9 protein-coding genes are annotated in these 12515 nt (G+C 53.8%); 7 read left to right on the top strand and 2 right to left on the bottom strand.

Annotation, left to right across the window (positions count from 1 at the left end):
- Positions 1-35: 35 nt before the first annotated feature.
- Together AACY82_RS14695 and AACY82_RS14690 are read right to left on the bottom strand one after the other, a co-directional pair.
- Positions 36-1121 carry an MJ1255/VC2487 family glycosyltransferase gene (locus tag AACY82_RS14695; protein ID WP_339617601.1) on the bottom strand — a complete coding sequence of 362 codons (1086 nt, stop codon included), beginning with the start codon at positions 1119-1121 and terminating at the stop codon, positions 36-38.
- Positions 1118-1654: a phosphatase PAP2 family protein gene (locus tag AACY82_RS14690; RefSeq protein ID WP_339617600.1), complete on the bottom strand. Its 537-nt coding sequence runs from the start codon at positions 1652-1654 to the stop codon at positions 1118-1120. Before AACY82_RS14690 ends, AACY82_RS14695 begins: the two co-directional genes overlap by 4 nt.
- 92 nt (positions 1655-1746) lie before the next feature.
- Between AACY82_RS14690 and AACY82_RS14685 the strand changes: the two genes are divergently transcribed.
- The 7 genes from AACY82_RS14685 (at position 1747) to AACY82_RS14655 (ending at position 12451) form a co-directional block, all read left to right on the top strand.
- Positions 1747-2118, top strand: coding sequence for a diacylglycerol kinase (locus AACY82_RS14685; RefSeq protein ID WP_339617599.1), 372 nt, complete (start codon positions 1747-1749; stop codon positions 2116-2118).
- Between the two features lie 74 nt (positions 2119-2192).
- A complete protein-coding gene (locus tag AACY82_RS14680; protein ID WP_339617598.1) occupies positions 2193-3410 on the top strand; it encodes an efflux RND transporter periplasmic adaptor subunit in 1218 nt (405 codons plus the stop codon).
- A 20-nt stretch (positions 3411-3430) separates the two neighbouring features.
- The gene (locus AACY82_RS14675; RefSeq protein WP_339617597.1) at positions 3431-6571 is read left to right on the top strand and encodes a multidrug efflux RND transporter permease subunit; all 3141 of its coding nucleotides are present in this window, start codon (positions 3431-3433) and stop codon (positions 6569-6571) included.
- 158 nt (positions 6572-6729) lie between these two features.
- The gene (locus AACY82_RS14670; protein ID WP_339617596.1) at positions 6730-7869 is read left to right on the top strand and encodes an efflux RND transporter periplasmic adaptor subunit; all 1140 of its coding nucleotides are present in this window, start codon (positions 6730-6732) and stop codon (positions 7867-7869) included.
- Complete coding sequence (locus AACY82_RS14665; protein ID WP_339617595.1) at positions 7862-10945, top strand: efflux RND transporter permease subunit; 3084 nt, start codon at positions 7862-7864, stop codon at positions 10943-10945. The genes AACY82_RS14670 and AACY82_RS14665 overlap by 8 nt, the downstream gene beginning before the upstream one ends.
- A 109-nt stretch (positions 10946-11054) precedes the next feature.
- Entirely contained in the window at positions 11055-11369 is a 315-nt protein-coding gene (locus AACY82_RS14660) for a BolA/IbaG family iron-sulfur metabolism protein (RefSeq protein WP_339617594.1), read from the top strand.
- A gap of 134 nt (positions 11370-11503) precedes the next feature.
- Entirely contained in the window at positions 11504-12451 is a 948-nt protein-coding gene (locus tag AACY82_RS14655) for a rhodanese-related sulfurtransferase (RefSeq protein ID WP_339617593.1), read from the top strand.
- Positions 12452-12515 lie beyond the last annotated feature (64 nt).

Raw genomic sequence — 12515 nt, 5'->3', positions numbered from 1 at the left:
TTTACTCTCTGTTTTTTCAATCGTGCTGAATATTTTCAGAGGTCGACGACCCTCAGAGGCTCGCACTTCGCTAACTCCAATTTATTTGGTTGGGTCACTCCGGGGACTTGTTGCCACAACTTAGCACTAAGTGCTGGCAGGTTTTGTGCGCTGTCGTTAATAATCCATTCCACAATGGCCGCCGATACGTCGGGGTAGGGAATCGCCTCGGGTATCGGTAGTTGCAACCACTGCTCAATTACCGCTTGAGTTAACGGCGAAGCGGTTGTCGCATAACCCAGTTGCGCTAATGCGATGGCGTTGGATTGTTGCTCCATTTGTCGTACGACCGGCTCGACGAGAATTTTTTTGCCAAGGCCGATGGCCTCGCTTGGAAGTTCAAAGCCGGCGCTGCAAATCACACCCTCACAACTGTGCAAATGATCTTGAAAACCGCTTCGAGAAAACGGCCGCAGGTGTAAGTGCCCTTGATCAATGGGGTGATCAAGTTTGTGGTAAATATAAAAGTCGACGTTTTTGACCGGCTCAAGCAGAGCCACAATATCATCCAGCTCGGCAAAGGGCAGGTACACTAAAATTTGTCCGCAAGTGACGCTTACCGCATGACTCGATGGTTCGACGATAGGTGGTAATAAAGGTTGATTAAAATGGTGCCAGTGCACGCCAACCGGTGTGTCGCAGGGAGCAAACCAGCGCATAAACAGATCGGTAATAATATTGTTGGCGCGCTTGGGGATCGGGTATAAAAAAGCGCTTTGGTGAGAGATGCCTAAACTTCGAACCCCCGCGCGTTTTGCCGCCCACGCACTGACGGGCTCGAAATCGCTGATGACTAAATCGTACTGTTTGCAATCGAGTGTCCGGGCGTCGCGCCTTAGTTGCAACAAATCACTTTTAAACAGGGTTTTAAGCATATTGACTTTACCCTTAAAGGTCTGCAGCGTCATACCTTTAAATAAGCGGTAGTGGCCAAACGCCTCCATATCAAAAAAGTCGCGGCGTGCCCGTCCGGAAAACACCCAATCAACATCAATGTTGTGGCGGGCAAATGCCCGCGCCATAGAGCGCGCGCGCGTTAGGTGACCGTTGCCCGTGCCTTGAACGCCGTACAGAACCTTCACCCAATGACTCCTGTATACAGTAGGCTGCCCAAAATAGCGCAGCCGGTGCCCAGCGCTGCGCCGGCTAAAATATCCGTGGGGAAGTGCACACCCAGCAGTACCCGAGACACCCCAATCAAACTGGCCATCACATAGGCGGGGATGGCAAATAATGGGTAAAAATTAAGTACCAAGAATGCGAAGACAAACGCTGCAGCGGTGTGGCCAGAGGGGAAGCTAAACTGATCGGAGGGGGTAAACCACCCCTCGTAGATATCGATGGCGGCGGCAGGGCGGTTGCGTTTTATGGCATTTTTAAGCAGCAGATAAAGGCTGACGTCCAGCGCGTAACACGCGAGTCCCATATACAAAAACGCCTGACTGTTTGGTACCTCAAAGGCCACTAAGCCCAAGGCGATTAGGGTGTATAAAGGGCCATCGCCGCAGCGAGAGATCCAGCGCACTGTGCGCCGGTAAGGAAACTGCTTGGTGACGTGTAGCCAGACAAACGCCAAGGTGTCGATCTGGTGGACTCTTTGCAAAAAAGCATTCATAGTTTCACCCGTTTTTGCCGATCCGTTTGGGTTGGCTAAGAGATACCACCGGACTGTGACGTTCGTGTGACAGAGTGAAGGAGTTTTATTGCATGAATAAGCCCGGCAAGCGCGGTTGGACGCGCTTGAAGCACGCGACAGTGTATTCACTGCAAGGCTTGGCGGCGGCCTGGCGCTATGAGGCGGCGTTTCGTCTTGAGGTGGTTTTAACGCTTTTGGCGTTACCGCTGGCCTGGTGGTTGGCGCAAACCCATATCGAGTTAATTTTGCTGGTGGCCAGTTTGTTTTGGGTTTTGGTGGCGGAGTTGGTTAACTCGGCGGTGGAGGCGGTGGTGGATCGTACCGGCTCGGAGCTGCATGAGCTGTCAGGGCGGGCAAAGGATATCGCCTCGGCTGTGGTAATGGTCAGTCTTGCTTTGTGTGTGTTTGTCTGGGCGGTTATCGCCTGGAATCGCTTTGTTTAGCCCCCTCAAGCGGTAATTCTCTCAATCTGCGTCTATCCTAACGGTAACAACGACAGAGCAAAGTGGATTCGCTTATGAAGGGTGCAGTTGGGGCAATAGATCTGGCGGGTAGGGAGTGCGTCGATAACAGCAAGAGGGCTCGCATTGCGGACGCTTTGCTGTTTAGTATCGCTGTGATTGCGGCGGTTGGCTGCTCCGAGAAGGCGGATCACGCCGCCAGTGCGCCTGCTCCGGCAGTTGTGGTGTATGAGGTTACGGCAAAGCCTGTGGGCACCTACCGAGAATTTGTCGGTCGCACTGAGGCATCCAAAAAAGTCGATTTAAAAGCCCGGGTAGAGGGCGAGTTGATCTCGCGACACTTTGTCGAGGGAGCGTTAGTGAGCGACGGGCAGCTCTTGTTTGAGATTGACGATGCGCCTTATCGTGCCGCCTTGCAAAGTGCCGAGGCTGAGCTCGAGCGCGCTACGAGTGAGGTGGAACGCACAGAAAAAGAGTTCGCCCGCGGCAAACAATTGGCTCCGGACGGTTATCTGAGTCAACAAGACCTCGATAAGCTGAAAGCGGCGGCAAGTCAGGCAAAGTCGGCTTTAAAAGCCGCTCAGTCAAACCTCAAAAACAGCCATATTAACTTAAGTTACACTCGCATCAGCGCGCCTTTCTCGGGCCTTGTGGGTAAAGCACGGTATAACGTGGGCGAAATCGTCGGGCCCACCAGCGAGCCCTTGGCTGAGCTCAGCGCGTCCGACCCAATTTACGTTAACTTTCAGCTGGAAGAGAGTGCGTACATATCCTACCTGCAACAGCGCCACAGTGCCGACAGTATTAATCAAGATTCGCCGGTAGATATCGCTTTGCGTTTACCTAACAACGATATTTACCCCCGCCCCGGAACGCTCACCTTTGCAGATACTAAAATTGACGCAACCATGGGCTCTGTGAACTTACGTGCCGAGTTTGCCAATAGCCGTGGGCTCGTGATGCCGGGGATGTATGTGACGGTGCTGGCTGAAGGGCGTGATAAGCAGACGATGCCGGTTATCCCTCAGGCGGCAGTACAGTCCGGGCAAGATGGCTACTCGGTTTTGGTGGTGGACGACGACAACAAAGTCGCGCAGCGTATCCTGCAAATGGGGCGTCGTTTGGGGCCAATGTGGGCGGTTACCAATGGCTTAGAGGCGGGCGAGCACATCATTATTGACGGTTTGCAAAAAGTGCATGCCGGAATCGTTGTTGCACCTGAGGTGCGTGATGTGGACCCGGTGACCGGCGCAATTGCCGCCGATAGCGAATAATCGCCCGATAGGGAATTGCCATGATTAGCAGGACGTTTATATACCGCCCCAAGTTTGCCTTTGTCATATCGATTGTCATCACGCTAGTGGGGTTGTTGGCCATCACCCTGTTGCCGGTGAACCTATATCCAGAGCTCACACCACCTAAAGTACAAGTGTCCGCCACTTACCCTGGTGCTAGCGCTCAGGTAGTCGAAGACTCACTGCTGCGACCACTGGAGGAGCAAATTAATGGCGTAGAGGACATGCTGTACATTGAATCTACCGCTAACAACAATGGTGCCGCTAATATCATTATTACCTTTGCCGCTGGTGCTGATGTGGATATGGCGCAGGTGAATGTGCAAAACCGAGTTGCTTTGGCGGAGCCTTTTTTACCCGAAGAGGCTAAGCGGCAAGGGATTCGGGTGCGCAAGCAAGCCACTAATATGCTGCTGGGGATTAACTTGATTGCCAAGCCCGGCTTTGAGCATATGGATGCGCTGTATTTAAGTAACTACGCGACTAATAATTTAGTCGAGCCGTTAGCGCGAGTCCCCGGTGCCGCCAACGTCAACGTGATGGGCGATAAGTCTTATGCCATGCGCTTATGGTTAAACCCCGACCGTATGAGCGCACTCAATATTACAGTAACCGATATTACCAATGCGCTGCGCGAGCAAAACCTGATTGTCGCTGCGGGTAAGTTTGGCCAAAATCCTGCCCCCGATGCACAACAATTTGAATACAGTATTCAGGCGCGGGGGCGACTGGAAGATACCAAAGAGTTTGGCGATATTATTTTGCGAGCTGATGATGAAGGCGCCTTGGTTCGCGTTAGGGATGTGGCGCGTATCGAGCTGGGCTCAAAAAGTTATGGTATTCAATCTAAATTAAATAATAAAGAAACGGCATTTGTTGTGCTGTACCAGTTGCCAGAGGCAAATGCCACCGCTGTTGCTACAGCGGCGCGCAAGGTAATGGCTAAGCTCGGTGCCAATTTGCCAGAAGGGCTTGAGTTTAAAATTATTTTTGATTCCACCCGGTTTATCGAACGGTCGATTGAGGAGGTGGTGAAAACACTGGTACAGGCGATATTTCTTGTAATTGCGGTGGTGTTTTTATTTTTGCAAAACTGGCGTGCGACTTTGATTCCAACCGTTGCGATTCCGGTTTCCTTAATTGGTACCTTCGCTTGTATGCTGATTTTGGGCTACTCAATCAATACCATTACACTTTTTGGCTTAGTGCTCGCTATCGGGGTCGTGGTCGACGATGCCATTATTGTCATCGAGAACGTAGAGCGAATTCTGGCCGAAGAGCGCTGCAGTGTTCGCGAGGCGACCTTAAAAAGTATGAAGCAGGTTACCGGCCCCATTGTTGCTACCACCTTGGTGTTGTTAGCGGTATTTGTCCCGGTGGGGTTTATGCCCGGGATAACCGGCGAGTTATACAAACAGTTCTCGGTGACGATATCGTGTGCAGTGCTAATCTCCTCCATTAACGCATTAACCTTAAGCCCCGCCCTGTGTGCTGTTTTGTTAAAGCCTGAAAACAAACCGATTGCGGTAATGGCGCCGGTCGAGAAGGGGCTGGCAGCATTAACTCGAGGCTATCAAGCACTCATTGGCGGTTTGCTAAAGCGCGCTGGGCGTATGGGTGTGGCTGTCGTTTTATTGTTTGCAGCGTTGGCCTGGTTAGCCATAAATGTGCCCACTGGGTTCGTTCCCGATGAAGACCAAGGCTACCTGTTTGTCGATGTCCAACTGCCCGATGCTGCCTCTAGCCAGCGCAGCGTGCGTGTACTGGAGGACATTACCGAGATGACGCTGCGTCAGCCTGGGGTGAGTGATTTTATTTCGGTTGCCGGCTTTAGCTTGCTGGGTGGTGTGGGCTCTAACAATGGCTTTGGCATTGTGGTGTTGGATGACTGGGAAGATCGCACCGAGCCTGCGCTAAGCGTTGCCGCGTTGCTGCAAAAGTTGCAGGGTCTATATTGGGCTATGCCAGAGGCGCGGGTGATGACTTTTAACTTGCCGCCCATTCCCGGCCTGGGTGCCTCTAGCGGTTTTGAGTTTCAGCTGCAGGATACCGCTGGACGCTCGCCTGAAGCGCTGGCCCGAGCGCTAAATGGTTTAGTGTATGCCGCCAATAGCGACGCGGAATTAAGTCAAGTGTTTAGTACCTACCGCGCTAATGTGCCGCAGTATTTTCTTGATGTGGACCGCACCAAAGCCAAGGCGCAAGGCGTATCCATTGGCGATATTTTTACTACCTTGCAGGCGCATCTGGGGTCTCTTTATGTCAACGATTTTAATCAGTTTTCACGCACCTACCGGGTGATGATTCAGGCCGATAGTCAGTACCGACTTGGGCCAGACGACTTGCGCCACTATTACGTGCGCAATAACGCCGGTGAGATGGTACCGCTTATGACCTTGGCAAGCTTGTCGCCTGTGCAAGGGCCCACCAGTATTAATCACTTTAATTTGTATCGCTCCGCGACGGTCACCGGTGAGGCCGCGGCCGGTTTAAGCTCCGGTCAAGCGATTGCCGCGATGAACCGGGTTGCGCAATATCTACCCGAAGGGTTTGTCTATGAGTGGTCGGGGCAGTCTAAGCAAGAGATTGATGCCGGTAATTTAGCGCCGTTTTTATTCGCCTTGGCGCTATTGTTTGTTTACTTATTTTTAGTGGCGTTATATGAAAGTTGGACGATTCCGGTTGCCGTTTTGTTGGCAGTGCCGGTAGCCATTTTCGGTGCTTTTTTTACCTTGCAGTTGGCTGGGCTCGACAACAACATATACGCGCAGATTGGCATGGTGTTGCTGATCGGTATGTCGGCAAAAACGGCGATCTTGATCGTGGAGTTTGCGATGGAGCAGCGCCGCGAGGGCAAGTCGATTTTTGATGCCGCTTATATCGCCGCGCACTTACGTTTTCGCGCGGTGTTAATGACGGCGCTGTCATTTGTTCTGGGCGTACTGCCGTTGGTGTTCTCGTCCGGTGCGGGTGCGGCGTCGCGAATTTCGCTGGGTTTTACGGTGTTTGGCGGTATGCTGGCGGCCTCTGTGTTGGGCACTTTGTTGATTCCGCTATTTTATTGGGCTGTGCAACACCTACGTGAGCGAATTGGCGGCCCGGCCAAATCGGGCCAGCCGGAGTCCCAGACCGCAGTCTAAGGTTTCGGCTCTAGCGCAGCGTTCAGCTGTGCTCGCCTGGAGTGTTAGGATATTTACAGTTCCTTACCTGTTTCGTGTGTAACTTCTCATTCCCACCCGTAAAATAGTTTTATTACTAATAATGCTCTGTGATAAGGGCCTAGATTTGGAGTGCCTCTGTGCCCAATAAACCGTCGACCCGTTTACCTGTGTGTATGCGTGGCAAACTATTACTCGCTTTTGCCTCACTGTGGTTTTTGGCCGGTTGCACTGACGAGGCCACCCTTAAGCCCGGCGCTGGTGGTTCTAAAGCGCGACCAGTGATTGCTGCCAAGGTCGCGTTAAGTGCCGAGCAAGTGAATGTTGAGGCCGTGGGTACGTCCCGTGCGCTGCAGTCGGTTGCCGTGCGTCCCCGCGTGGCGGGGCAGGTGACCGAGGTGGGTATCGAGCCCGGACAAAAAGTTACCGAAGGGCAGGTGTTGTTGCGCTTGGATGCCCGCGATGAAGCGCTGGCGCTGCGCAACGCCGAGGTCGAACTGGCCGATGCCGAGCGCTTGTTAACCCGTTACCGTCAAACCAAAGACAGCGGCGCGGTAACAGAGTCGGCGCTCGACGACGCCGAAAGTGCGGTGGCGCGCGCACAAATTGCCGTTGATCGCGCCCGTGTCGACTTGGAATACCAAAAGGTGGTGGCCCCATTTGCCGGTTACGTTGGTTTAAGTGATATTGATCCGGGCGCCTGGGTTGATAACAGCACTGTGATCACCACCATTGATGATCGCAGTGTATTGTTGGTGACCTTTGCTTTGCCGGAGTTGTTGTTGGGTCAGATCCAGCCGGGCCAAAGCATTGAGCTTGCGACCTGGCGCGAAAACTCGGTAACGGCGCAGGGGCAGGTGGTCGCAATCGACAGTCGGGTCGATGAGAATGAGCGGACCTTTAAGGTGCGAGCTCATGTGGATAACAGTGCAGATTTACTGCGCCCCGGGATGAGCTTTCGTATCGCTTTATCGCTGACCGGTAATACTTATGTTCTGGTGCCCGAGGTGTCCTTGCAGTGGGGAGCGCGTGGCTCGTTTGTCTGGGCCATTGAGAATGGCGTGGCTAAGCGAAAACTAGCGACCATCGTTCAGCGCCGCGCGGGTGAAGTTTTGGTGAACAGCGAGTTGCAAGATGGTGCGCTTGTTGTGCTGGAAGGCATCCAAATGGTTCGTGAAGGTCAACCGGTTAAGGTTGCCGAAGTGCGTGAGTTAAACAGTCAGTCCTCTAATACCGCAGCCTCAGATGCCGCCGAGAATAAAGAGGTGAGCGGTGAGTGATACTTCTGGTTCGCTGCATAAAGAGGATTTGGCCAGCCTAAGCATCCGGCGCCCCATTCTTATTCTGGTATTGAATCTCTTAATTGCCATTGCCGGTCTGGCGGCGATTCTGGCGGTCGAGGTGCGCGAGTTGCCGGACGTCGACCGACCGCAGGTGTCCGTGCGCGGTGTATACCCCGGCGCCTCGCCCGAAACCATGGATGCCGATGTCACCAGTATTGTCGAGGGCGCGGTGGCACGGGTATCTGGCATTCGCAATATTCGCTCGTCCAGTGAAGAGAATAACTTTCGCCTGCATGTCGAGTTCTCACCCAGTGCCGACTTAAACAGTGCCGCCTCGGATGTTCGTGAGGCGGTAAGTCGGGTCGAGCGGGATTTGCCGCCGGATATGGAATCTTTGACGGTGGTCAAGGCCGATCCTAACGCCAATCCGATTATCAACCTAGCGCTGGTCAGCGAGCAAATGGGGGAGCTGGAGTTAACCCGCCGCGCCGAGAAGGATTTGATTCCCGAGCTTGTTTCCATTGACGGCGTGGCCGATGTCGTTCTGTTTGGTCAGCGGCAAAAAATTCTGCGGGTGGTGATGGACCCGATCCGTTTGGCAAGCTTTGGTTTGGGCGTCACAGATGTGGCCGATGCCCTGCGACAAGCTCCGTTCGATGTACCCTCCGGAAGTTTTCGCTCGGGCGATTTGGAGTTGCTGGTACGCGCCGATGCCTCGGCGGTGACCGAGCGCGAGCTGCAAAGTATTGTGATTGAAGGCAATACCCGCTTGGCCGATGTGGCTCAGGTGTTTTTTGCGCCGGAAGACGCCGAGTCTTATGTGCGGCTCGATGGCCTGCCGGTGGTGGGGCTAGGGGTGGTGCGTCAGTCGCAATCCAATACCCTGGAGATCGCCGAGCGTGTGCATCAGGCGGTCGGGCGTTTGAACGAGCGCTTTAATGATTTTGAGTTGGTGGTAACGGAAGATAGCTCCAAGTTTATTAAAGGCTCAATGAGCGAAGTGCTGTTTAGTTTATTGCTGACGGTCAGCATCGTTATTATCACCATCTGGTTGTTTATTGGCTCGTTTCGGGTGACCTTGATCCCCAGTGTGGCGATACCGGTGGCTTTGATCGGCACGGTTGCGGCGATTTGGGCCATGGGTTTCTCGCTCAATATTTTGACGTTATTGGCGCTGGTGTTGGCCACCGGCTTGGTGGTGGATGACGCAATTGTGGTGCTAGAGAACATTCAGCGCCGCCGCCATCAAGGTCTCGGTGCAAGGGCGGCGGCAGTGCTCGGCACCCGGCAGGTTTTCTTCGCGGTGATTGCCACCACGGCGGTGTTGATTTCAGTGTTTGTACCGGTGGCGATGCTGCCCAGTACCGCGGGGCGCTTGTTCCGTGAGTTTGGTTTTGTGTTGGCGTTTGCGGTGGGGATATCTTCGTTTGTTGCTTTGTCGCTAGTGCCGGCAATGGCGGCGCGTATTGTGCCGGAGCGCAGTAACGAATCGCACCCGATACGCGACCGGCTGCAGAGCTTTGGTAATCGTATCGCAAAGGCGTACTCGCGCGCGCTTGCGTTGGTTCTGCGCCATAGTGTGATCGCGGTGATTGCTGCGGTATTGGCTATTGCCGGCAGTGCATTGTTGTACCAGTTTATTCCTCAGGAATTATTGCCGGAGGAGGACCGCGGTGTTATCTACGTCGATGCCACCGGCCCCGATGGCACCGGGCTTGAATACACTGAGCGCCAAGTCAACGCGATGGAGGCCCGGGTGCAACCGTTGCTGGACTCCGGGGAGGCGACGCAGTTATTTTCGATTGTGGGTCGCTATGATCCTAACCGCGGCCGGGTGATTTTACCGCTGGCCGATTGGGAAGCTCGCCGTCGCACACAGCAAGAGATGATGGACGAGCTAAGTGGCGCGATGAGTGAAATCCCCGGCGCTTTTGTCAGGGTTTCCAGCACCAACAGCCTTGGCTTATGGAACGGCGGCGGGGGCATAGACATAGCCCTAGTCGGTAGCGATTACGATGAGATTTTTGTCGCGGCAGAAAGTTTTGCGCGCGCGATCGAAGAGCAGTTGCCTAACCTTTCGCAGCCTGATGTTCAGTTCCAGCCGACTCAACCCCAGCTGTCTGTCACCATCGACCGGCGCCGAGCATCGGACTTAAATATCCCGCTGGACAACATATCCGCGACTTTGCGGGCGATGGTCGATGGTTACGACTTGGTTGATTTAAGTGTCGAGGATGAGGCGATTCCGATTATTTTGGAGTCGTCCGGCAATCAAATTAATGATCCGGGCGATCTGGTTAATTTGTTTGTTAGCACCCGCGACGGGCGTCTACTGCCATTGTCGTCGGTGGTGACCTTAAGCGAGCACGCGGTAGCGGCGGAGCTGGATCGGCACAAACAAAGGCGCGCTATTGAAATCGACATAAACCTCGACAGTGGCTATCCGCTGCAGTCGGCGGTCAACGATTTGCGTGCATTGGCCGAGCGTGAGTTACCGCCGGGGATTGGCTTGATCTTTTTAGGCGAGGCCGAGACCCTGGATGAAACCGCACACGAGGTCACTGTGACCTATATCATTGCACTGTTAGTGGTGTTCTTGGTGCTCTGTGCTCAGTTTGAAAGCTTTACCAGTGCGGTGATTGTAATGTTAACCGTGCCCTTTGGTATTGCTGCGGCTATCGTAGCGCTGCTGCTAACGGGCACCAGTATTAACGTCTACTCGCAAATTGGTTTGGTGATGTTAATTGGCCTGATGGCCAAAAACGGCATCTTATTGGTGGAGTTTGCCGATCAGCTGCGCGATCAGGGCCGCTCGGTACTGCAAGCGGTGCAAACGGCCGCCGCCGTGCGATTGCGCCCGATTGTGATGACGATGATGTCCACGGTGTTGGGTGGGCTGCCGTTGATTTTGAGTGCCGGCCCCGGCGCCGAAGCCCGACGCGCTATTGGCTGGGTGGTGTTTGGTGGTCTAGGTATCGCCGCCGTGTTTACACTGTTTTTGACGCCGGTGGTGTACTTACTGGTGGCGTTGGTCTGCCGCCCGCGCAACCCAGAGCCAGCGTTTGGCCTCTGAGTTGGAAGAGGCGGCGAGTATTCCCGATGATCACAGTGAATATCACTAAACGCGCAGGCCCGTCCCTGAGGTACAATGGCGGCTGCAATTTTGCGTTAGTGGAGGCGTGATGAACCCCGTACAAGCCAGTATTGAGCAGGCGTTAACCGAACAATTTAGCCCGGCTTACTTAAGGGTGGTTAACGAAAGTCATATGCACAGCGTGCCGCCCAACTCGGAGACCCATTTTAAGGTTACCTTGGTAAGCCAAGCGCTGGAGGGCAAGCGCCAAGTACAACGCCATCAGTTGGTGTATGGCGCGCTCACCGAGCAGTTAAAAGGGCCTGTGCACGCGCTGGCGCTACACACCTTTAGCCCTGATGAGTGGGTGGCCGAGCAAAACGTGCCCGATTCACCCCACTGTTTAGGGGGCGGCAAGCGCTAATACCGCCAATAGTCGGGCGGGCAAACACAGCGGTACTAGCGGCAAAAATGCTGGCTGTACAAAAAACAAGCGGTTATAATGCTCGCGATTTTAATCCGCCCGTCCTGGGCAGCTTTTAGGTAATTGTTTTTCTTATGAATCAGTATGTTGTCGCTGCGCTGTACAAATTTGTTGAGCTTCCCGATTACGAGGCGCTTAGTGTCCCTCTTAGAGCCGAGTGTGATCGTTTGGGTATAAAAGGCACTTTGTTGGTGGCCGCTGAAGGTATCAACGGTACCGTGTCCGGCTCGCGCGCAGGTATCGATACGCTGCTGGATTACTTGAAAAGCGACAGCCGCTTTGCTGACATCGAGCACAAAGAGTCGCTCTATGACGAACAGCCGTTTTACCGTATGAAGGTAAAGCTGAAAAAAGAGATTGTCACCATGGGGGTCGAGGGTATCGACCCCAAACAGATCGTGGGCACCTATGTAAAACCGCAAGACTGGAACTCGTTAATCAGTGACCCGGATGTGCTGGTGGTGGACACGCGCAACCATTACGAGTATGCCATTGGCAGCTTTGAGCGCGCGATAGACCCCGAGACAGAGACGTTTCGCGAGTTTCCCGCTTACGTTAAAGACAATCTAAACCCCGCCGAGCACAAAAAAGTCGCGATGTTTTGCACCGGTGGTATTCGCTGTGAGAAGGCCACGGCTTACATGAAAGAGCAGGGGTTTGACGAGGTGTACCATCTAGAGGGTGGGATTTTAAAGTACCTCGAAGAGGTCCCGGCCGACGAGAGCCTGTGGCGCGGCGAGTGTTTTGTGTTTGATAACCGTGTGGCGGTCAATCACGATCTGGAGCGCGGCTCGTTTGACCAGTGTTACGGCTGCCGCCATCCTATCACTGAAGATGAAATGGCCTCCGAGCTGTATATGAAGGGCGTGTGCTGCCCTCGTTGTCATCACAGTTTAAGCGATGAGCAGAAAACCCGATTTGCCGAGCGACAAAAACAAATGGAGTTGGCTAAGGCGCGCAATGAAGTACATTTGGGAGCGGAGCCGCCTGCCCGGCAAAAAAATCGCCGAACGGCTGGCTAATACCTAGCTCTGGTGCGATTGTCGCGAAAGTGTCACAATTGCCGGATACCCTCTTTCATCCCCT

Source organism: uncultured Gilvimarinus sp. (assembly GCF_963972205.1).
Classification (GTDB): domain Bacteria; phylum Pseudomonadota; class Gammaproteobacteria; order Pseudomonadales; family Cellvibrionaceae; genus Gilvimarinus; species Gilvimarinus japonicus.
The sequence above is the reverse complement of the archived record's forward strand: the minus strand, read 5'-3'. Positions and strand labels throughout refer to the sequence as shown.

Excerpts from the sequence above, each read along its gene's own strand:
- AACY82_RS14655 (WP_339617593.1), top strand. The coding sequence starts at position 11,504 with ATGAATCAGTATGTTGTCGCTGCGCTGTACAAATTTGTTGAGCTTCCC.
- AACY82_RS14675 (WP_339617597.1), top strand. The coding sequence starts at position 3,431 with ATGATTAGCAGGACGTTTATATACCGCCCCAAGTTTGCCTTTGTCATA.
- AACY82_RS14685 (WP_339617599.1), top strand. The coding sequence starts at position 1,747 with ATGAATAAGCCCGGCAAGCGCGGTTGGACGCGCTTGAAGCACGCGACA.
- AACY82_RS14660 (WP_339617594.1), top strand. The coding sequence starts at position 11,055 with ATGAACCCCGTACAAGCCAGTATTGAGCAGGCGTTAACCGAACAATTT.
- AACY82_RS14690 (WP_339617600.1), bottom strand. The coding sequence starts at position 1,654 with ATGAATGCTTTTTTGCAAAGAGTCCACCAGATCGACACCTTGGCGTTT.
- AACY82_RS14680 (WP_339617598.1), top strand. The coding sequence starts at position 2,193 with ATGAAGGGTGCAGTTGGGGCAATAGATCTGGCGGGTAGGGAGTGCGTC.